Origin of the sequence: Streptomyces sp. Ru71, assembly GCF_002920535.1 — a bacterium.
Classification (GTDB): domain Bacteria; phylum Actinomycetota; class Actinomycetes; order Streptomycetales; family Streptomycetaceae; genus Streptomyces.
On record NZ_PQSS01000054.1, the window covers coordinates 1 to 20,222 of the forward strand.

Annotated in this window: 19 protein-coding genes and 1 pseudogene; 12 read left to right on the plus strand and 8 right to left on the minus strand. The window is 72.3% G+C overall.

Annotated features, from left to right (window positions below):
- Positions 1-106 (minus strand): NAD-dependent epimerase/dehydratase family protein (locus tag C3489_RS39540; protein ID WP_374936780.1); only part of this gene is annotated, 106 nt, incomplete at its 3' end.
- Between the two features lie 556 nt (positions 107-662).
- Here C3489_RS39540 and C3489_RS26400 point away from each other — a divergent pair.
- Positions 663-1,943 (plus strand): MFS transporter, encoded by a 1,281-nt coding sequence (locus C3489_RS26400; protein WP_258054952.1) that lies wholly within the window; start codon positions 663-665, stop codon positions 1,941-1,943.
- Positions 1,944-2,049: 106 nt separating this feature from the next.
- On the opposite strand, the gene C3489_RS26405 is transcribed toward C3489_RS26400, so the two are convergent.
- Positions 2,050-2,577, minus strand: coding sequence for a hypothetical protein (locus C3489_RS26405; RefSeq protein ID WP_103784573.1), 528 nt, complete (start codon positions 2,575-2,577; stop codon positions 2,050-2,052).
- 190 nt (positions 2,578-2,767) lie between these two features.
- The gene (locus tag C3489_RS26410; protein ID WP_103784574.1) at positions 2,768-3,004 is read right to left on the minus strand and encodes a hypothetical protein; all 237 of its coding nucleotides are present in this window, start codon (positions 3,002-3,004) and stop codon (positions 2,768-2,770) included.
- Positions 3,005-3,828: 824 nt separating this feature from the next.
- Here C3489_RS26410 and C3489_RS26415 point away from each other — a divergent pair.
- The 4 genes from C3489_RS26415 to C3489_RS26430 all read left to right on the plus strand — a co-directional run bounded on the left by C3489_RS26415 (position 3,829) and on the right by C3489_RS26430 (position 7,780).
- Positions 3,829-4,449, plus strand: coding sequence for an L-threonylcarbamoyladenylate synthase (locus C3489_RS26415; protein ID WP_181139853.1), 621 nt, complete (start codon positions 3,829-3,831; stop codon positions 4,447-4,449).
- A gap of 93 nt (positions 4,450-4,542) precedes the next feature.
- Positions 4,543-5,304 (plus strand): dienelactone hydrolase family protein, encoded by a 762-nt coding sequence (locus C3489_RS26420; RefSeq protein WP_103784618.1) that lies wholly within the window; start codon positions 4,543-4,545, stop codon positions 5,302-5,304.
- A gap of 150 nt (positions 5,305-5,454) precedes the next feature.
- Positions 5,455-6,654, plus strand: a complete 1,200-nt coding sequence (locus tag C3489_RS26425) for a glycoside hydrolase family 64 protein (protein WP_103784575.1) — start codon at positions 5,455-5,457, stop codon at positions 6,652-6,654.
- Positions 6,655-6,751: 97 nt separating this feature from the next.
- Positions 6,752-7,780, plus strand: a complete 1,029-nt coding sequence (locus C3489_RS26430) for an LLM class flavin-dependent oxidoreductase (protein WP_103784576.1) — start codon at positions 6,752-6,754, stop codon at positions 7,778-7,780.
- 2 nt (positions 7,781-7,782) lie between these two features.
- On the opposite strand, the gene C3489_RS26435 is transcribed toward C3489_RS26430, so the two are convergent.
- Positions 7,783-8,757 (minus strand): TauD/TfdA family dioxygenase, encoded by a 975-nt coding sequence (locus C3489_RS26435; protein ID WP_103784577.1) that lies wholly within the window; start codon positions 8,755-8,757, stop codon positions 7,783-7,785.
- A gap of 155 nt (positions 8,758-8,912) precedes the next feature.
- Entirely contained in the window at positions 8,913-10,460 is a 1,548-nt protein-coding gene (locus C3489_RS26440; protein ID WP_103784578.1) for a GH32 C-terminal domain-containing protein, read from the minus strand.
- Positions 10,461-10,620: 160 nt separating this feature from the next.
- Between C3489_RS26440 and C3489_RS26445 the strand changes: the two genes are divergently transcribed.
- The 4 genes and pseudogenes from C3489_RS26445 (at position 10,621) to C3489_RS26460 (ending at position 15,221) form a co-directional block, all read left to right on the plus strand.
- Positions 10,621-12,030, plus strand: coding sequence for an extracellular solute-binding protein (locus C3489_RS26445; RefSeq protein WP_103784579.1), 1,410 nt, complete (start codon positions 10,621-10,623; stop codon positions 12,028-12,030).
- Positions 12,027-12,977 carry a carbohydrate ABC transporter permease gene (locus tag C3489_RS26450; RefSeq protein WP_103784580.1) on the plus strand — a complete coding sequence of 317 codons (951 nt, stop codon included), beginning with the start codon at positions 12,027-12,029 and terminating at the stop codon, positions 12,975-12,977. The genes C3489_RS26445 and C3489_RS26450 overlap by 4 nt, the downstream gene beginning before the upstream one ends.
- A gap of 14 nt (positions 12,978-12,991) precedes the next feature.
- The gene (locus tag C3489_RS26455) at positions 12,992-13,846 is read left to right on the plus strand and encodes a carbohydrate ABC transporter permease (protein ID WP_103784581.1); all 855 of its coding nucleotides are present in this window, start codon (positions 12,992-12,994) and stop codon (positions 13,844-13,846) included.
- Positions 13,843-15,221, plus strand: a pseudogene (locus tag C3489_RS26460) (glycoside hydrolase family 32 protein). The gene C3489_RS26455 and the pseudogene C3489_RS26460 overlap by 4 nt, the downstream one beginning before the upstream one ends.
- On the opposite strand, the gene C3489_RS26465 reads toward C3489_RS26460, so the two are convergent.
- A complete protein-coding gene (locus tag C3489_RS26465) occupies positions 15,184-16,245 on the minus strand; it encodes a LacI family DNA-binding transcriptional regulator (protein ID WP_103784582.1) in 1,062 nt (353 codons plus the stop codon). The pseudogene C3489_RS26460 and the gene C3489_RS26465 sit on opposite strands and share 38 nt — an antisense overlap.
- Before the next feature lie 97 nt (positions 16,246-16,342).
- On the opposite strand from C3489_RS26465, the gene C3489_RS26470 reads away from it, so the two are divergent.
- Both C3489_RS26470 and C3489_RS26475 read left to right on the plus strand, forming a co-directional pair.
- Positions 16,343-17,173, plus strand: coding sequence for an aldo/keto reductase (locus C3489_RS26470; RefSeq protein WP_103784583.1), 831 nt, complete (start codon positions 16,343-16,345; stop codon positions 17,171-17,173).
- Positions 17,174-17,218: 45 nt separating this feature from the next.
- Positions 17,219-17,794: a DNA polymerase ligase N-terminal domain-containing protein gene (locus C3489_RS26475; RefSeq protein WP_103784584.1), complete on the plus strand. Its 576-nt coding sequence runs from the start codon at positions 17,219-17,221 to the stop codon at positions 17,792-17,794.
- A 19-nt stretch (positions 17,795-17,813) separates the two neighbouring features.
- Here the strand turns inward: C3489_RS26475 and C3489_RS26480 are convergent, their stop codons facing one another.
- Positions 17,814-18,281, minus strand: a complete 468-nt coding sequence (locus C3489_RS26480) for a peroxiredoxin (protein ID WP_103784585.1) — start codon at positions 18,279-18,281, stop codon at positions 17,814-17,816.
- Positions 18,282-18,615: 334 nt separating this feature from the next.
- A complete protein-coding gene (locus C3489_RS26485; protein WP_103784586.1) occupies positions 18,616-19,116 on the minus strand; it encodes a MarR family winged helix-turn-helix transcriptional regulator in 501 nt (166 codons plus the stop codon).
- Positions 19,117-19,259: 143 nt separating this feature from the next.
- Here C3489_RS26485 and C3489_RS26490 point away from each other — a divergent pair, with 143 nt between their 5' ends.
- The gene (locus tag C3489_RS26490) at positions 19,260-20,219 is read left to right on the plus strand and encodes an ATP-dependent DNA ligase (protein ID WP_374936781.1); all 960 of its coding nucleotides are present in this window, start codon (positions 19,260-19,262) and stop codon (positions 20,217-20,219) included.
- The last annotated feature ends 3 nt before the right edge of the window (positions 20,220-20,222 follow it).

The window sequence follows — 20,222 nt, forward strand, 5'->3', positions numbered from 1 at the left end:
AATCCAGCAGGCGCGTCACGAGGTGCGAGCCGAGGAAACCCGCGCCGCCGGTGACCAGGGCCCGGCGCCACGGGGGCGGAGAGCCGAGCGGGAGTGCCGACGTCATGAGAAGGGCCCCCTTCCCGGGTGGTACACAAGCCTGCTCCCGCCGTGAGGAGCCGCATCCGGGTGCCCCGCCCAGTCGCTTTCATACTCTGACGTCTGGTGCTGGCGTGACCGCCGTGGCCAGGGAGACAGCTCCGGTTCACGGGCTCCGGCGGCCGGGGGACGGGCCGCGCCGGGGTGACGGGCGCCACGCTCTCACCGGCCGGCGGAACGGGGCGCCGGGAGCCTGTGAGCAAACCCACTCGCAGTTCAAGTCCCGTGGGGTGGCGGTGATTTGAGGGCTCCGGCATGCCCTGCGGCCGGGCGTTGGCGACCACTCGGCACCCCCTTCTGCCACGATGGTCCGCGCCGAAATCCCGGCATCGGAACGACCGTGCAGCGCAGCCGGCGTTCATCGTGACCGCCGACTCGCCCCACCGAGTCCCCGACTCGTCTTCGAGTACCGCACTGTGTCTTCCTCGCCTGATTCCGCCCTGCCCGTGCCCGCCCCCGACACCGCCGCCGCGCCGCGCACCCGCGCGTCCCGCTCGCCGTGGCGTTCCCTGCGCCACCGCAGCATGCGCTGGTGGTCGCTGGCGAACTTCGTCTCCAACGCCGGCACGTGGATGCAGCTCACGGTGCAGAACCTGCTGGTCCTGCAGATCACCGGGTCCGCCGCCGCCACCGGTCTGTCGATGTCGGTGCAGGCCGCGCCCGCGCTGTTCATGAGCCTGCTGGGCGGCGCCGCCGTGGACCGATGGCCGCGGAAGCTGACCGCGGCCGTCAGCCAGGCGCTGCTCGGGGCCGTGGCCTTCACCACGGCGCTGCTCGTGGCGCTGGACCGGCTGGACATGACCTCCCTGATGGTGCTGGCCGCCGTCACCGGCATCGTCGCCACGGTCGACGGACCGGCGTGCGCCCTGCTGGGCAACGATCTGGTGCCCGTCGAGGACGTGCCCTCCGCCATCGGCGTGGGCGCCCTGGTGCACAACTCCGGGCGGCTCGCGGGTGCGGCCCTGGCGGGTGTCACCGTCGGTGTCCTCGGTACGGCCTCGGCGTACGCGGCGAACGGTCTGTCGTTCCTCTTCGTGACGGCGGTGATCCCCTTCCTGCGTCCCGCACCCGGAGCGGCCGGGCGCGGCGAGGGTGCCGCTCGGCTGGCCACGGCGTCACGGCGTGGGCGCGGTGGCAGTGGCGGTCGCGGTAAGGACATGACTGTGCGGGAGGGGCTCGCCTTCTTCGTGCGCCGGCCTCGTCTGCTGGCCCTGGCCGGGATCACCGGCATCAGCGCGGTCTTCGGCCGCAACTACCAGCTGACGCTCGCCGTCCTGGTCACCGGGCCGCTCGCGGGCGGTGCGGGTTCCTTCGGCACGGTGTCCACCGTGCTGGCCGTCGGCGGCATCCTCGGCGCGATCCTCGGCGCCCGGCTGCGCCGCCCGTCGGTGCGGGTGGTCGGCATGCTGGCCGCCACGGGTGGACTGCTGCAGGTGGTCGCCGGACTGTCGCCGTCGCTGGCGGTGCTGCTGGTCATGGTGCTGCCGATGGCCGTGGTGGAGTCCGTGTCCGACACCGCCGGCACGGCCGTGCTGCAGACCGACCCGCCGGCCCATCTGCGGGGGCGGGTGCTGGGTGTGTGGAGCAGCATCGGCACGGTGTGGGGCCTGGGCGGCCCGCCCGCGCTGGGTCTGCTCATGGAGTGGGCCGGTGCGCGGGGCGCCCTGGTGACCGGTGGCCTCCTCATCGCGGGCACCATCGGAGCGGGTCTGCTGCTTCGCGACCGCCGCACGCCGTCGCCGGTGACCCTGCGGGCCCGGGAGGGCGATCTGCCCGAGCGTGAGGCGCTGGGGACGGCGGCCTGAGTCTCGGGCACGACGGCGCGGACGATACCGACGCGGCCGGGGGCGGCATCCACACCGGATGCCGCCCCCGGCCGCGTCGTGTCGTCTGGCTCGGTCCGAGCGCCGCTCAGGCGATGAGCGCCTGTCCCGGGCGGAGCACATCCAGCAGCTGGGCGTGGTGCAGCTCGGCCACGGGGGCGAGCAGGTCGGGGTGGCGCAGCAGGGCGGCGGCGCGGCGGTCGCCGTCGTCGGGGGTCACGAGGCGGCGGAACTCCAACGGAAGGCCTGCCGAGTGGTCCCCCTCCAGGAGTGCGGCCACCGCCTGGGCGGCCAGTTCCTCGTCCGTGAGCAGGCAGGCCGCCCAGCTGGCCACGACCTCGTCGACCCAGCTGCGCCAGGCGTCGTCGTCGCCGTCCGCGGCCGGGGCGCCGTCCGCGCCGGTGACCCAGTCGAGCCGGGCGGCGCCGCCTGGGCCGGCCATTCCGACCAGGGCGGCGTCCATCGCCGTCGGGTAGCGGAGCCAGGCGGCGACCGTGACGGCCTGCCGGGCCTGGACCTCGCACAGGGCGGAGGAGAGGGCGCCGCCGCACGCCGGGTAGGCGCTGGTCAGCCAGTGGGCGGTCGCCGCGATGAGCGGGGAGAGGTCTGCGTGCACTGCCGGGCCGTCCGAAGCCGCTGGGGGAAGGGGAGCAGTACAAAACGGTAGCCTCTGGGCCCGCGGGGGTGGTCCCCGCCGGTGACGTGCTTTCGGACACACCGGGCACGGGGGGCGGGGGTCGGCGTTGGTCTATTGAGGAGGCCCGCACCCTCGCTCGGGTGCGGGCCTTCGCTTCGTCGTCGCGGGATCAGCTGCCGCTCAGCCGCGCCCGCAGGAGCTCCTTGCCCAGCTCGGCGCCCTTGCGGCTGTCTGCCTGTGCCTTGCGGAACAGGTCGGCGACCTCGGTGTCCTTCTCGCGCTCGGCATCCTGGATGTAGGTCTCCAGCCGGAGCGCGTTGCTCAGGCACGCCTCGACGTACCAGATGAGGTTGTAGTCCTTGTCCTGCGTGCCGGTGACGCCGCCGGTCTCCGTGTTGCTGGTCATGCGGGCACCCTCCGTCCGATTCAGCGGTTGCCGTCAGTGGCGGGCGGGTACCCACGCGGGCGGTCACCACACGGGGGCAGGGGCGGGGGCTCGTTGTTCGTCTGGGGGTGGGTGGGGGGTTGCTCGCGGGTGCCTGCGGCGGCCCGTTGCGGTTGCGTTGTGGCTGGTGTAGCGCCTTCGGTCCGGTGGGTGAGTCGGGGCCGGGGTGGGGGGTATCCGTCCTCGGTCCGGCCCACTGTCCCCGACACGGCGAGGGTCGGCGGTGCCGGCCGCTGCGGGCGGACACCCCCCACCCCACCCCCTCCCCGCCGTCGGCGGCCATCCCACCGCCGTGGCGTGCGTCCGCCATCGACTTAGCCGCGGGCCGCCGCGCGGGGGCAGCACCCGTATCCGCATAGCTGCGGGCAGTCGTGCCGCTGGGGCGGACGGGTGGGCGGCTGGGGTCCCCCCGGCTCGAAGAGCTTGGGGGAGGCACCCCGTCACGCCGGGCTGCGTCACCCACCCCCGGCCCGCAACGCCGGGGGTGCAGGCCCCTACCTGCATAGCTGCGGGCAGTCGTGCCGCTGGGGCGGCACGGGTGGGCGCAGCGGCACCCCGTCGCGCCGGGCTGCGCAACCCACCCCCGGCCCGCCACAGCACCGGGCACCAGTCGGCGCCGGGCTGCATAGCCCCGGCCGCGCCGGCCGCAAAGCGACGCCGGGTGCGCAACCCACCCCCGGCCGGTCATGTCGCCGCGCGCCAACGCACCGCCGGGTGCGCAACCCGAACCACGCCAGGCGCAGCCGGGGTGCGTAGGTGCCGCCCCGCGGGCATAAGCTCGGCGGATGGCGAAGTACTTCGACGTGCACCCCGACAACCCCCAGCCGCGCACCATCTCGCAGGTCGCCGCGAGCATCCGGGACGACGCGCTCATCGCGTACCCGACCGACTCCTGCTACGCGCTGGGCTGCCGGCTCGGCAGCCGCGACGGGATGGAGCGGATCCGTTCCATCCGGCAGCTGGACGACCGGCACCACTTCACCCTGGTGTGCCAGGACTTCGCCCAGCTCGGCCAGTTCGTGCGGGTGGACAACGACGTGTTCCGGGCGATCAAGGCGTCGACCCCGGGCAGTTACACCTTCATCCTCCCGGCGACCAGGGAGGTGCCCCGCATGCTGCAGCACCCGAAGAAGAAGACGGTCGGCGTGCGCATCCCCGACCACACGGTGACCCAGGCCCTGGTCGCCGAGCTCGGGGAGCCGTTGCTGTCGAGCACGCTGCTGCTGCCCGGTGAGGAGGAGCCGATGACGCAGGGCTGGGAGATCAAGGACCGCCTCGACCACGTACTGGACGCGGTGCTCGACTCAGGTGACTGCGGCACCGAGCCGACGACGGTGATCGACTTCTCGGGCGGCGAGGCGGAGATCGTCCGCCACGGGGCCGGGGACACCTCGCGCTTCGAGTGAGAGGGGCTCTGACGGCCGACCACGTGTCCCATGCAACTATGTGGGGGCGCCGACCGCGCCATTGCCCCGCCGATCCAGGAAGAGGTGGCCACCGTGACCTCCGTCGAGGGAAGCGACGTCGACATCCCCACCCGGGACGGCACCGCTGACGGCTATCTGGCCCGGCCCGCCGACGGGCGGCCCCGTCCGGCCGTCCTGCTCTTTCAGGACGCCTTCGGTCTGCGCCCGCACCTGCGGTCGATGGCCGACCGGATCGCGGGGTCCGGCCGCGGGTACACGGTGCTGGTGCCGAACGTCTTCTACCGGCACGGGCGGGCCCCGGTCGTGGAGCTGCCCGAGTTCATCGACCCGGCCGCGCGCCCGGAGATCTGGGACAGGCTGCACCCGGTGATGCGGTCGCTGACGCCCGAGATGGCGATGCGCGACGCCGGCGCGTTCCTGGACTGGCTGGCCGGATCCCCGTCCACGGTGGACGGTCCGGTCGCCGTCACCGGGTACTGCATGGGTGCGCGGCTGGCGCTGCGCACGGCGGGCGCGTTCCCGGACCGGGTCGCCGCCGCGGCCGGCTTCCACGGCGGGCGGCTCGCGACGGACGCCCCGGACAGTCCGCACCTGGTGGCGGACCGGGTGAAGGCGGAGCTGTACTTCGGGCACGCCGACCAGGACCCGTCCATGGACGAGGAGCAGCAGCGGCGGCTGGAGCAGGCGCTGACCGCGGCGGGCGTGCGGCACCGCTGCGAGGTCTATCCGGGCGCACCGCACGGGTACACCCAGGCCGACACCTCCGCGTACCAGGAGGAGGGCGCCGCGCGTCACTGGGCGGCGCTGGAGGATCTGCTGGAGCGCACCTTCTAAGCGCCCCTTCGTTCTTCGGGACGCCCGTGGTTGTGCGCCGCGGGCGTCTTTCTTTGTTCATCTGATTGACATGAACGCGTCTTGGCGTAAATCTGAGAGCGCTCTCAAGAACTGGTACGGACCAACCCCCCACACGTACGGAGGTGCAGCGTGCTCGCACGCCTCAAGCACCGGCTTCTCGCCGCCACGGCGGCCGCAGCCCTGATCGGTGGTGTCGTCGCCGTCGAGGCGCCCTCGACGGCACGCGCCGCGGTGCCCGAGACCATTCCGCTGAAGCTGACGAACAACTCGGGTCGCACCGAGCCCGTGTACATCTACACGCTCGGCACTCTGCTGACGACGGGGCAGCAGGGCTGGGCGGACGCGAGCGGCGCCTTCCACCCCTGGCCGGCCGGCGGGGTCCCGCCCGTGCCCGCGCCGGACGCGTCGATCCCGGGGCCGGCCGCCGGGCAGTCCACGACGATCCGCATCCCCAAGCTGTCCGGCCGGATCTACTTCTCCTACGGCCGCAAGCTGGACTTCCGGCTGGCGACCGGGGGGCTGGTCCAGCCGGCCGTGCAGAATCCGAGCGACCCCAACCGGGACATCCTCTTCAACTGGTCGGAGTACACGCTCAACGACTCGGGTCTGTGGCTCAACAGCACACAGGTGGACATGTTCTCCGCCCCCTACGCGGTCGGGGTGCAGCGCTCCGACGGCGCTACGGTCGGCACCGGCCATCTGAAGGCGGGCGGCTACCGAGGGGTGTTCAGCGCGCTGCGCGCTCAGCCGGGCGGCTGGGGCGGCCTGGTGCAGACCCGCTCCGACGGCACCGTGCTGCGGGCGCTGTCCCCCGGACACGGGCTGGAGTCGGGGGCGCTGCCGGCGTCCGTCATGGACGACTACATCAACCGCGTCTGGCAGAAGTACGCCGGCTCCACCCTCACCGTCACCCCGTTCGCCGACCAGCCCGCCAGGAAGTTCTACGGCCGTGTCTCCGGCGGCGTCATGAACTTCACCGACGGCACCAGCGCGGTCGTCACCAGCTTCGCCAAGCCGGACGCGGACAGCGTCTTCGGCTGCCACAAGCTGCTCGACGCCCCCAACGACCAGGTACGCGGCCCGATCTCACGCACGCTGTGCGCGGGCTTCAACCGCTCCACGCTGCTGACCAATCCGAATCAGCCGGACACCTCGACCGCCGGCTTCTACCAGGACGCGGTGACCAACCACTACGCGCGGATCATCCACGACCGCATGGCCGACGGGAAGGCGTACGCCTTCGCCTTCGACGACGTGGGCCACCAGGAGTCCCTGGTCCACGACGGCGCCCCGCGGCAGGCGTATCTGACGCTCGATCCGCTGGACTGACCGCCCTTCGCGGTGTTCATACCGCTGCAATGATCAAGTCGTAAGCTCGCACCGAGACCGTGTACGGCACGTACGTGCCCGGACGACGGAGGTGCCCGTGCCGCCCACCCCACGCCCCCTGCGCAAGCTCGGCTTCCTGACCATCGGGCTGTTCGACGAGGCCGATCCGGCCCGTGGTCACGAGTCGACGCTGGAGTTGATCGAGCTCGGTGAGCGGCTCGGGTTCGACAGCGCGTGGCTCAGGCACCGGCACCTCCAGTTCGGCATCTCCTCCCCCGTGGCCGTACTGGCGGCGGCCTCGCAGCGCACCCGCCGGATCGAGCTCGGCACCGCGGTCATCCCGCTGGGCTGGGAGAACCCGCTGCGACTGGCGGAGGACCTGGCGACGGTGGACGTCCTGTCAGGGGGCCGCCTCAACCCGGGCGTGAGCGTGGGCCCGCCGATGCACTACGACCAGGTCAAGGACGCCCTGTACCCGGACAGCACCGAGGTCGAGGACTTCGGTTACGGCCGGGTGGAACGGCTGCTGGACGCGGTACGGGGCAAGCCGGTGACGGACTTCAGCGGCACGGAGGGCTTCGAGACCTTCTCCGACCGGGTGCAGCCGCACTCCCCGGGCCTCGGCGACCGGCTCTGGTACGGCGGGGGCAGCCGGCGCTCGGCCCGGTGGGCCGGCGAGCACGGTCTGAACCTGCTGACCAGCAGTGTCGTCAAGGCCGAGGAGGAGAGCGGGCCCTGGGACTTCGCACGGATCCAGCTGGAGCTGATCCGGGCCTTCCGTGCCGCCCATCCCCTCGGTGAGGCCGCCCGTGTCTCCCAGGGGCTGGTCGTCATCCCGACGGACTCCGCGACACCCGAACAGCGCGCCCGGTACGAGGCGTACGCCGCCGCGCGCCTGCCGCGTACGGTCTCCCCGCAGGGGCCCGGGCGACTGCTGTTCGCGCCCGACCTGGTCGGCACGTCCGAGGAGATCGCCGAACGCCTGCACGCCCACGCCGCGTTCCGCGAGGTGGACGAGGTGGCGTTCGCGCTGCCGTTCACCTTCCGGCACGAGGACTACGTGCAGATCCTCACCGACATGGCGACCCGGCTCGGCCCGGCACTGGGGTGGCGGGCCGCCGCCTGACCTCACCAGCGGCCGGGCGCGCTCCCGGTGATCGCCTTCGAGGGCCGGCCGTCCACCCCGGTGGGCACGTCCCCGGCGAGCATCACCCGGTGCATGATCCGCGGGAAGCCGAGGTGGGCGTTGTCGGCGGGGGCGAGGTGGATGGTGGCGCGGTTGTCCCAGAAGGCGACGCTGCCCGGCTCCCAGCGGAAGCGGACCGTGTACTCGGGGCGGACGGCCTGTTCCAGCAGCATGTCCAGGATCGCCCGGCTCTCGGGGCGGGAGAGGCCGGCGATCTGCTCGACGTAGTAGCCGTTGACGAAGAGGATCTTCTCGCCGGTCTCCGGGTGGAGCCGCACCAGCGGGTGCTCGGTGGCGATCTGGTGGTCCAGCAGGTGACGGACGTAGGCGTCGTCGCCGGGCCGCGGCTGGTAGCCGACGCCGAGCCGGTGCTCGGCCCGCAGCCCGTCGACGAACTCCCGCACGGGCGCGGACAGTCCGGCGTACGCCGCCGCCAGGTTGGACCAGGTGGTGTCGCCGCCGTACGGCGGTACCGTCTCGGCGCGCAGGATCGTCGCGGCGGGCGGGTCGACGCGGGCGCCGTGGTCGCAGTGCCAGCCGCGCAGCAGGGTGTGGCGGCGGCGCTGGAGCCACTCGTCGTGCTCCATGCCGAACCGCCCGCCCAGCTCCAGCCGGTCGGCGGTGGTCTCGATCTCGGGTACGCCGGCCGGGGAGGCGCTGCCCCGCTTGGGCAGCACCACGGGCTCGCCGAACCGGCGGGCGAACGCGACGTGGGCGGCGTGGTCGAGGTGCTGCCCGCGGAAGAACACCACCTTCCAGCGCAGCACCGCCGCCCGGATCGCGGCGACCACCGCGTCGTCCAGTTCCCCGGCGAGGTCCACGCCGCCGATCTCGGCCCCGATGTGTCCGGCGACCGGACGCACGTCCAGGCCGGCGTCCGGGGCCGTCTCGTCCGTCCCCGATGTGTGCGTCGTCATGTGCGCGCTCCGATGGTTGGTCGTCGGCGTTCCCCTTCCCCGAAGATCGTGACAGCGAACGGCCGCCGGGGCGAGGGCGCCCCCGCGCCCCCTGGCGTGCGGCGGTAGATCCGGCCGGTGCCGCCGCACGCCGGCGGGGGTGACCTCGGACGACCTCAGACCGTGAACTCGCGGATCACCGTGTTCCGGAACACCGCCGTGCCGCCGATGGTGAACAGGGCCAGGCCCGTGTCGATCAGGTAGGGGAAGACCTCCGACGAGTGCACATGGCGGCCGTCGTCGACGAACATCTCCACGCTCGTGCGGTCCACCAGGATGCGCAGCCGCACCGAGCGCGCCGCCGGGTCGAAGGGGCTGCGGCTCTCCTGCCAGCGGGCCGAGGCGTCGGGGTTGACGGTGGGGCGGCGGTTGAGGAAGGCGTAGTCGCCGTAGACGCCGGCGTCGATGTGGCGGCCCCCGTCGGGTGAGCGGCGCAGCTGGAGGCCGGCGCCGGTCAGCTGGTCCCAGGTGATCTCGCAGCTCACCTCGTAGGACGTCCCCCGGTAGTCGAGGAGCCGGGTGCCGTCGACCGTCACGTCGCCCAGCCGCACGGTCCGGGAGACGTAGGAGTCCAGCGCGGCCACCGGGCGGGAGGCGAGGTGGTAGCCGCCGGTCGCGGTGCGGCGCAGGGATATCTCCCGGACGATCGAGTCGGTGCCGTTGAAGCCGTCGCAGTCGATGGTGGGGGTGGTGTGGGGGTAGTCCCAGTTGTTCATCCAGCCGAGCGCGTAGCGCGTCCGCTCGTCGAGCCGGCCGTGCGCGTCGCGTTTGTCGAAGGTGACGGCGCCGTACCAGTCCCAGCCGTGGTCGAGCCACTGCGGCTCGGCCGTGTCGGGCGTGAAGTGCGAGCCGTCGAAGGCCCCCATCCAGTAGGCGTACGTGTTCGGCAGGCCGGCGCCCTTGCCGTTCGCGCTGGCGCCCAGCACCCAGTGGTGTGTCCCGTCGTCGGCGGTGAGGGCGAACAGGTCGGGGCACTCCAGGACCCCGATGCCGTCGTGCGTGAAGGAGCCGGCCGGTGTCCACGCGCGCAGGTCCGGTGACCGGTAGAAGCCGAGTCTGTCGCCCTCGGCGAGGGCCATGACCCAGCCGCCGCGCTCCTCGTCGCGGATCACCTTGGGGTCGCGGAAGTCGCGCACGCCCGGGTTGGGCAGGACGGGAGCGGTGCCGTGCGGGACGAAGGTGCGGCCGCCGTCGGTGGAGTAGTACAGGAACTGCGCCTGGGACGTCGGGCCGTCGTCGGGCGACATGGTCACCAGGACGACGACCGCGCCCTTGCCGAAGCCCGCGGTGCCGTCGGTGTCCACGACCGCGGAGCCCGACCAGACGTCGCCGTTGGGGGTGGTGTCCTTGGGCACCGCGATGCCGCGGTCGGTGAAGGAGACCAGGTCGGAGCTGGTGGCCAGGCGCCAGGCGGTGCCGACGGCACCGGTCGTGTAGTCGGCGTTGTACAGGTAGTAGTAGTGGTACTCGCCGTCGATCCAGATCGGGCGCTGCGGGTCGTTCTTCCACTGGTCGGGGACGGTGAAGTGGTACCGGGCGCGGTAGCTCGCGCAGCCGGCCCCGCCCTTCGGCCTCGCCTGCGCCGGCGGTGCGGCCGGCAGGAGCGCCACCGTGGCTCCCGCGGCCGATCCTGCGAACAGCGCCCTTCTGGACAATCCACGCATCACACTCGTCCCTCTCGTCGAAAAGCGGCGGCTCATGTGGACCAGGACTGTAGACCTAACTCGTTAAAGGTCAAGGCGTGCAACACTCTTGACAGGGGCGTAACACGCTTCACATCATCTGGGGCATCACTGCTCGACTAACACGAGTTAGGCCCCCTTGATGACCGACCCGCACCTCCCCCGCCGCACCCTGTTGCGGTACGGCGCCTACGGCGCGGCCGCCGCGGCCGTGGCCGGTACCGCCGCGAGCTGGGACCGGCTCACCGGAGCCGACATCCCCGGGCGCGACGACGGCTCCCTCGTCGTCGCGACCCTGGGCTCCGCGTTCTCCCCCGACGGTGTGCGCACCCTGCTGGACGGCTTCCGCGAGCTGCACCCCGACATCAAGGTCCGGATCAACGCGGTGCAGGCCGTCGACTGGTCGGACTTCTTCGCCAAGATCCTCACGCAGATCGCCGCGGGCACCGCACCCGACCTGGTCTATGTCGCCACCGAGGGCGTGCAGCTGTTCGCACAGCGGCTCGGGGTGGCGCTCGACCACTGGGTGAAGCGGGACGCCGCCGAGCTGCGCGAGTACTTCGCCGACGTCCACCCCTCGCTGGTCGAGTCGATGATGTACGAGGGGAGCCTGTACCAGCTGCCGATCGAGTTCAACGCCGCCGACATGTACCTCAGCACCCAGGTGCTGCGACGGGCCGGCGCCGACCTGCCCGAGGCCGAGTGGACCCGGGACGACTTCACCGCGCTGCTGCGCCGGATGAAGCAGGCCAGCGACTCGCACTTCACGCCGTACTTCTGGACCAACCGGCTGTGGGGCGGCGTGGTGCCCTGGCTGTTCGCCAACGGCACCAACCTGCTGACCGAGTCCAAGGCGCCCGGTGGCGAGTGGCTGTGGAACTCCTTCTACCCGGCCGGGCAGCGGCGCGGGCGCGGCGGCGGCTTCCGCTGGACCACCCCGCAGGCCACCGCCGACCGGGTCGAGGAGACGTACGACTACCTCGCCTCCCTGGTGCGTGACGGGCTGTGCAGCCGCCCCGAGGGCGGCAACGGCCAGAACCTCATCGGCGTGTTCTCCACCGGCCGGGTCGGCGTCACCCCGGCCGGCGGCTTCTGGGCGGGCGGCCTGCACCAGGCGGGCGTGCGGCGGGACGGCTTCGACGTGCAGTACTTCCCCCGCTGGCGCACCCAGCGGATGCAGTACGGCGCGGCCGGCTACGCGATGCTGCGCACCTCCAAGCGGCAGGACGAGGCGTGGGAGTTCATCAAGTACTCGGCCCGCCGCGACACCCTGACGCAGCTGTTCAGCACCAACCAGACGACCCCCGCCCGCCGCTCCATGCTGACCGCCGGCCGCTACCGCGAGACCGGCCCGGCGCACTGGCGGGTCTTCTACGACACCCTCGACCGGTTCCCGGACACCGGACCGATCCCGGCGCCGCCGCAGGTCGCCGAGGTGGAGCAGGTGCTGCTGAAGCACACCGGTACGGCCCTGTCCGCGCCGCGCGCGGTGCGTCCCGCGCTGCGCCGGATGCAGGGCGACCTGGAGAAGGCCATGGAGCGTGAGGTATGACGAACACCCAGACACCGCCGGCGCGCACCGCACGCCCGAAGGCGCCCCCCGCGGCGGCCCGTCCCGCCGGGCGCGAGCGCGGCACCCGGCTGCTGGCCACGCTGTTCCTTGCGCCCACGATCGTCGGCATCGTCGTCTTCACGGTCGTGCCGATCGTCGGCTCGGTGGTGCTGAGCCTGTTCCACTGGAACGTCATCGACTCGCCGCGCTTCGCCGGGGCGGCCAACTACCGCGAGGTGTTCGGCGACTCGACCGTGCTGGTGTCCTTCCGCAACACGCTGGTGTTCATGGTGCTGGCCGTGGCGCTGCAGCTGCTGATCGCGCTGGTGCTGGCGATCGTGGTGAACGGGCGGATGCCGGTGTGGCTGCGCTCGGTGTTCCGCTCGGCGTTCTTCTTCCCCCTGGTGCTGTCGGCGGCGTCGATCTCCGTGGTGATGAAGTACCTGTTCAACCAGGACTTCGGGGTCGTGAACTGGCTGCTCGGGCTGGTCGGGATCGCCCCCGTGCCCTGGCTGACCTCGGAGCACGGCGCGATGGCGGCGGTGATCCTGGTCTATGTCTGGCAGCAGTTCGGGTTCTCGTTCCTGCTCTTCGTGGGCGGTCTGAACAACATCCCGAAGGAGGTCCACGAGGCCGCCTCCCTCGACGGCGCCACCGGTCTGCGCAAGCACCTCGCCATCACCCTGCCGCTGCTGTCGCCGACGCTGCTGGTGGCGTCCGTGGTCGGCATCATCAACGCGCTGCAGGTCTTCGAGCAGCCGTACGTGCTGACCAACGGCGGGCCCGGGGACTCCACCCGCACGGTCGTGATGGTCATCTACGAGACCGCGTTCGAGCAGCTGCGCTTCGGTGAGGCGTCCGCGGTGGGCGTGCTGCTGTTCGTGCTGATCATGGCGGTCACCGCCCTCCAGTTCCGGCTCAGCCGGCGTTTCGTCCACTACCAGTGAACCCGGTGAGCGACATGAGCCAAGCGATCCCGACCCTGAGCCGTGCCCGGCACTCCCTCGCCCCGTGGGCGCGCATCACCGGCCTCGCGGTGTGCGCGCTGCTGACCCTCGGCCCGGTCATCTGGACCGTCTCCACCTCGTTGCGCACGCCCGCCGAGTCCTTCGACCTGCCGCCGCGCATCATCCCGACGCACCCCACCACCGAGGCGTACCGCGGGGTGTTCGACCAGATCGACGTCTGGCTGCTGGCGCTGAACTCCACGCTGGTGACCGCGCTGATCGCGGCCGGCCAGATGATCACTGCGGGCCTGGCGGGCTACGCCTTCGCCCGCCTCGAATTCCGCTTCAAGAAGCCCCTGTTCGGGCTGGTCCTGGCGACGATGATGGTGCCGCTGCAGGTGACGATCGTGCCCGTCTTCCTGGTGCTGAAGTCGATGGGTCTGACCGACACCCTGCTCGGGCTGATCGTCCCGGCCTTCCCGACCGCGTTCGGCACCTTCCTGATGCGCCAGTACTTCCTCGGCATGCCGAAGGACCTCGGCGAGGCGGCGATGCTGGACGGCGCGGGCCCCTGGCGGATCTTCCGGTCGGTGTACGCGCCGCTGGCCGCGCCCGGCCTCGCCATCGTCGGCGTCCTCGCCTTCAACTACCACTGGAACGAGTTCTTCCGGCCGCTGATCCTGGAGACCTCCAACCAGAACTACACGCTGCCGCTGGGCCTGGTCTCGCTTCAGGGCAACCTCGGCACCGGTTCGATCTCCGTCGTCCTCGCCGGAGTCGTGCTGTCCATGATCCCCGCCGTCGCCGTGTTCGTCGTCGGCCAGCGCCCTCTGCGTGAGGGCATCACGTCCGCAGGAGTCAACCGTTGAGCCTCGCCCACGCCCCGTGCTTCCGGGTCCGTCCCCCCGCCCACTGGGCCAACGACCCGAACGGGCCGTTCCGCTGGCGCGGCCGGTACCACCTCTTCTACCAGCACAACCCCGAGTCCCCGGTGCACGGCAACATCCACTGGGGCCATGCCTCCAGCGCCGACCTCGCCCACTGGACCCACCACCCGATCGCGCTCACCCCACCCCCGGAGGTCCCGATGAGGCGGGCTGCTGGTCGGGGTGCGTCGTGGACGACGACGGCGTGCCCACCGCCGTGTACACCGGCGTCGACCGCGACCACGCCGGCCTCGGCACCATCTGCCTGGCCCGCGCCGCCGACCCGGACGACGAGACGCTCACCGAGTGGAAGACGCTGCCCGAGCCGGTGGTGGCGGGGCCGCCCGAGGGCCTGGACGTGGTGATGTTCCGTGACCCGTTCGTCTTCCGGCACGAGGGGCGCCGCTGGGCGCTGGTCGGCGCGGGCCACGCCGACGGCACACCGTCGGTCCTGCTGTACGACTGTGACGACCTGACCGCGTGGCGGTTCGCCGGGGTGCTCCTCGACGGCAACGACCCGGTGGCGGCGGACGCGTTCGGCGACAAGGCGGTGGGCTGGGAGTGCCCGCAGCTGGCGTTGACACCGGGCGGCCAGTGGGTGCTGGTGCTGTCGCTCTGGGACGGCGACCCGTGCAGCACGGGCTACCTGACCGGCCGTCTGACACCGTCCGCCGACAACGGACTGGCCTTCGAGGCCGCCGCCGGTGGCCGCCTCGACCACGGCCGCGACTTCTACGCACCCGCCGTCCTCCAGGAGCCGGCGCGCGCCCTGATGTGGGGCTGGTCCTGGGAGGCACGGGACGCGGCCGAGGTGGCACGCGCGGGCTGGGCCGGCGTCCTCACGGCGCCACGGGTGGTCGACGTGGCCCAGGACGGCTCACTGCGCCTCTCCCCCGCCCCGGAGCTGACCCTGCTGCGCGCGCCCGAGCCGTTCGTGACGGCCCCCGGCCGGGCACCGCTGCCGCAGGCCTACGACCTGGAGCTGACGGCTACCACGCCGGTCACGGTGTCCCTGCTGCGCTCGCCGAGCGGCGCGGAGCTGACGGTCCGCCTGGACCCGGACGCCGGCACGGTCACCCTGGACCGCTCGGCCTGGGCCCGTGTGGGCCGGGAGGGCTCGGCACCCGTCGTGCTGCGCACCCCGGCCCGCAGCGTGCGGCTGCTGGTCGACGGCTCCCTGCTGGAGCTGTTCGCCGACGACCGGTGCACGGTCACCGAGCGGGTCTACGCGAGCCCCTCCGACGTCGCCGAGCTGACCGTCACCGGCGAGGGGGCCACCGTCACCGGGTGGGCGCAGGTCCCACCGACGCACGGCTGACCACCGGGCAGGCGATCCGCCGAACCGTCGCCGCCGGGGTGCGGCCCGTGCCGATGGCATCGAGCAGCAGCCGGGCGGCGGCCTCACCCATCTCGCGGTGCGGCAGGGCGACCGAGGTCAGGGCCGGCGTGAGGAAGGCGGCCATGTGCTCCTGGTCGTCGTACCCGACGACGGACAGGTCACCGGGGACATCGATCCCGAGCCGGGTCGCGGCGTGCAGGACGCCCGCCGCGACCCGGTCGTTGTAGGCGAAGATCGCGGTGGGCCGGCGGTCGGCCGGAACACCCCCGAGCAGCCGCGTCGCGCCCTCGTAACCGCCGGCGATCTCACCACCGGTGCGCACCACCCACTCCTTGGGGACCGTGATGCCCTCGGCACGCAGCGTGTCCCGAAAGCCCCGCAGCCGCTCCACGGAGGCGATGTCGTCGAGGCCGCCGACGTGCGCCAGCCGCCGGTGCCCCTGATCCAGCAGCAGCCGGGCCGCCGTGCGGCCGCCGGCGCGTTCGGCGGGGATGACGGCGGGCAGGGAGTCGTCCTCGGGCAGGCAGTTCGCGAGCACGGAGTGGGTGCGGTGCAGGCCCTCGGGGACGCGCACCCGGCGCAGCGACATCGCGGCGTAGATGATGCCGTCCACCCGCCGGTCGAGCAGCTCGGCGACGGCCGCGTCCTCCTTGGCCGGGTCGCCGCCGGAGTCGACGGTCAGGACGAGGTGCTCCCGGTCCCACGCGGTCTCCATGGCGCCGCGCAGCAGCCGCCCGGCGAACGGTGAGGAGGCGATCTCGTCGGTGACCAGCCCGATCACGGCCGTACGGCGGCGGCGCAGGCCCCTTGCGACCGGGTCGGGCCGGTAGCCGAGCTGGGCGGCGGCCTGCCGGATGCGTTCCTGGGTGGCGGGCGAGAGGTTGCCCTCGGCCCGCCCGTTGAAGACGAAGGAGACGGCGGTGTGCGACACCCCGGCGAGCCGCGCCACGTCCCGTGACGTGGGACGCGTGCCCGTGGTGCGCTTGTCCTCGGTGCCGCCCATGCCTTCCGCTGCCCTCATCCCCGCCCGGTCCGGTTGATCACCGCTCACCCTATCCGTGACGCTGGTAGGACGACACAGCCGAGGGGAAGGTCCGACCGTGAGCGACATCCCGACGTACACCCTCAACGACGGCATGGTGATCCCGGCCCTCGGGCTCGGCACCTGGCCGATGGACGACGCCCTGGCCGAGCAGGCGGTGCGCGGCGCGCTCGGCCTGGGCTACCGCCTGGTGGACACCGCCGCGAACTACGGCAACGAGCGCGGCGTCGGCCGGGGCATCGCCGGCAGCGACGTGCCCCGCGAAGAGGTGGTCGTGACGACCAAGCTGCCGGGCCGCCACCACGGCTACGAGGAGACCCTCGCCTCCTTCGAGGAGTCCCGCCGGCGCCTGGGCCTGGACTACGTGGACCTCTACCTGATCCACTGGCCGCTGCCCCGCCTCGACCGGTACGTCGCGTCCTGGCGGGCGATGATCAAGCTGCGTGAGGAGGGCCTGGTCCGCTCGATCGGCGTCTCCAACTTCACTCCCGAGCACATCACGCGCCTGGAGAAGGAGACCGGCGTGCTGCCGAGCGTGAACCAGATCGAGCTGCACCCGCTCTTCCCGCAGCCGGAGCTGCGCGCCTTCCACGCGGACAAGGGCATCGTCACCGAGAGCTGGAGCCCGCTCGGCCGGGGCAGCCATCTGCTGGACGACCCGAGGATCGCGGACATCGCCCGCAAGTACGGCGTCTCCCCCGGCCAGGTGGTGCTGCGCTGGCACATCCAGCTCGACGCACTGCCGATCCCCAAGTCCGCGGACCACGAACGCCAGCGCGACAACCTGCACGTCTTCGACTTCCGGCTGACCCCCGAGGAGATGACGGCCGTCGGACACCACACCCGACGCCGCATCGGCGGCGACCCCGAGACCCATGAGGAGTTCTGACCGACCCCGCGGGGTACCCGTGTCCACCGTCGGAAGGAGGACTCGGTGGAGCGCCTGCGCGACTACCACGCCAAGCGGGACTTCGCCCGCACCTCGGAACCCCGGGGCCGCACGGCGGCCACGGACGACGAGCCACGGTTCGTCGTCCAGATCCACGACGCCCGCCGGATGCACTTCGACTTCCGGCTGCAGGTGGGCGACGTCCTGAAGTCCTGGTCGGTCCCCAAGGGGCCGTCCGGCGACCCGCACGACAAGCGGCTGGCCGTGCCCACCGAGGACCACCCGCTGGAGTACGAGGACTTCGAGGGCGTGATCCCGAAGGGCGAGTACGGCGGCGGCACGGTGATCGTCTGGGACCGCGGCACCTATGAACCGCTGAGCCACGACCGCCACGGCCGGCCCGTCGACTTCGCCGAGTCCCTGGAGCGCGGCCACGCCAGGTTCCGGCTCAAGGGAAGCAAGCTGCGCGGCGAGTACGCCCTCACCCGTTTCCGGGACGGCGACTGGCTCCTGGTCAAGGCCGGCCACGGCGGCCACGGACGCGGCACCCCCGACCCGCACCGCGCCCGCTCGGTCCGCACCGGCCGCACCCTGGCCCAGGTAGCGGCGGACGCGGGCTGAGCCGCTCAACGGACCCCGTTCACCCCGTGCGGGCCCGCAGCGCCTCCAGTGCCCGATCGGCGTGCGTGTTCATCCGCAGCTCGCTCCGGACGACCTCCACCACCGTACGGTCCTCGGCGATGACGAAGGTGACCCGCTTGGTGGGCGCCAGCGAGAACCCACGCTTCACCCCGAACCGCTCCCGCACAGCCCCGTCGACATCGGCAAGCAGCGGAATCCCGAGCGTGTGACGCTCGGCGAACTCCTGCTGCCGCTCCACGGCATCCCCACTGACCCCGACCGCGCGAGCCCCCACGGCGGCGAACTCGCCGGCCAGATCCCGAAAATGGCAGGCTTCTGCGGTGCAGCCCGGAGTCAACGCGGCCGGATAGAAGAAGAGCACAACAGGCCCGTCCGCAAGAAACTCGCTGAGCCGCCGAATCACACCCGTCTCGTCGGGCAGCGCGAAGTCCTCGACCCGATCACCGACAGCCAGGGCACTGCTCACGACCGCACCTCCGATACGGCAACGTGGGCGACACCCAACAGACCGGCGAACAGGGGCGAACAGAGCACGGTTCCTCCAGACGGGAAGTCAGGCGCGCGCGACACTACTGGAGAGTAGCCGAAGCCGCGACAGCCGCGTACGGCGGGAAGGGGACACCCCCCACCGGGGCCCCGCAGCGACCAGGCCGTAGGCGCTACGCCAGCCACGACGCAACAGCAACGGGCCGCCGCAGGCATATAAGGGGCGCGGGGAACTGCGCGAGCAACCACAACGAACCCCGCACAGGCCGCCGCAGGCACCCGCGACAAAGGACAACGCACCCGCAGCCGACCGACTACCCCTCCCCCTCCTCCACCAGCGCAGCCCGAGCCAAAAAGTCATCAACCATCCGATGAAACAACGTGGCCAGCTGCCGCAGATCCTCCGTGGACCACGCCTCCAACGCCAACTGCATCCCCCGCGCCCCGGCATCCCGGATCGCCTCGACGGCCAGTCGCCCCGCATCGGTGAGCTGAATCCGCTGCGCCCGCCCGTCGTCCGGGTCGGGAACCCGCGTGACGTACCCGGACTTCTGCAGTTGCTGCACGGTACGTGTGACGTGCGAGGCCTCCACACCCAGCCGGTTCGCCAGCTCCCCCGACCGCAGCGGCTCGGAGTCGGCGACCTGCCGCAGCAGCGCCACCGCGGCCCGGTCCAGCGGCACACCCGCCAGGGCCATCAGCCGCTCGTGCTGCCGGGCCCGGGTGCTGAGATAGGTGATGCGGTTCAGGGCACGCTCGATCTCGGCGACCTCCGGGGAGGCGGCGGGGGCGGCAGGGAGCGGTGATGTTGCCATGCTCCCACGTTACCATATCGTTGCGTAACTCAAGTAAATCAAGCCTCGCCCCGGTCCGTTCAGGCGAAACCCGGGACCACCGCGCGTGACCCACCTCCCCCGCGTCCACCTCTCAAGACGTGACCCTGCCGCTGATCGTTCCCATGCTCGCCACACCCGGCACGCTCCCACCCGCCTCCCAGGACGCGCGCTGGGCGTACGAGACCAAGCAGGACGGGCAGCGGGTCATGGTCTACCTCCCCGGGGACGGCACCGTCGCGCTGCGGGCCCGCTCCGGCGAGGTCATCACGGACGCCTACCCGGAACTGCTGGCACTGGGCGAGGCGCTGGGCCCCACCCCCGCGGTGCTGGACGGCGAGGTGCTGGCCCTGGACGCACACGGCCGGGCGGACTTCCAGCTGCTGCAGTCGAGGATGGGCCTCGCCCACGCCCCGGCCCGCGCGGCGCGCAAGGCCGCCGAGCAACCCGTCCACCTGGCCCTGTTCGACGTCGTACACCTCGCCGACCGCCCCCTGCTCACCCTGCCGTACCGGGAACGCCGCGCCGAACTGGAGGCGCTCGGTCTGCACGGGCCGTACTGGTCGACCCCCGCCGCACTCGTCGGCCACGGCGCCGAGGCGCTGCGCGCCACCCGTGAGCACGGCCTGGAGGGCCTGGTGTGCAAGCGGCTGGACTCGGTGTACGAGCCGGGGGTGCGCTCCCGGGCCTGGATCAAGATCCGCAACATGCACGGGGTGGATGTGATCGTCGGCGGCTGGCTCCCGGGCAAGGGACGGCTGTCGGGACTGCCGGGCGCGGTCCTGGTGGGCCAGCGCGACACGACCGGCCGACTGCGGTACGTGGGCGGGGTGGGTACCGGCTGGAGCGAGCAGGAGAGAACACAACTCGCGGGTTTTTTGACGGAGTTGGCGACCGGAACCTGTCCGTTCACACCCAACCCCCGGGTGCCGGGCGCGCAGTGGGTGGTGCCCCGGCTCGTCGGCGAGGTCCGCTACAGCACCCGCACCCGGGCCGGCATGCTGCGTCAGCCGTCCTGGCTACGACTGCGCCAGGACCTCACTCCCGAGGAGTCGGCGGCCGACCTTCCCGACGCCCCGTCATAAGCC